The organism is Novilysobacter selenitireducens (assembly GCF_020026895.1).
GTDB classification, from domain to species: Bacteria; Pseudomonadota; Gammaproteobacteria; order Xanthomonadales; family Xanthomonadaceae; genus Lysobacter_C; species Lysobacter_C selenitireducens.
This window is the reverse complement of sequence record NZ_JAINZW010000097.1, coordinates 1-282: the sequence shown is the minus strand read 5'-3', so window position 1 is coordinate 282 and position 282 is coordinate 1. Positions and strand designations below refer to the sequence as shown.

General features: G+C 55.0%; 1 protein-coding gene. It reads left to right on the top strand.

Annotated features, from left to right (window positions below; all coding sequences use genetic code 11):
• Positions 1-240 (top strand): hypothetical protein (locus tag K6753_RS14600; protein WP_223677187.1); only part of this gene is annotated, 240 nt, incomplete at its 5' end.
• Between the last annotated feature and the right edge of the window lie 42 nt (positions 241-282).

The window sequence follows — 282 nt, the reverse complement described above, 5'->3', positions numbered from 1 at the left end:
GAGACTACTTTGGCGGTGCGTTTGACAACGGAGTGCATATTTCTTCGCATGACTGATCTGTGGCTAGAGCTGGCGCTTCTCCGTCTCGAACCGCGAGCGGCGACGATTCGTGCCGTGGCGCGTGAGGGAGATGAACCCAAACTCAAAGTAGCGGCCCTCGGCGTCGCTGCATTTACTCGACTTCTCGGTCCTATTCGGGATATCATGGAACGTAAAGCTGGCGATTACGGTGGACGGTGAGCACTCAGCGTCGTCGATTTTTCGCATTGTGGCTAAAGATGA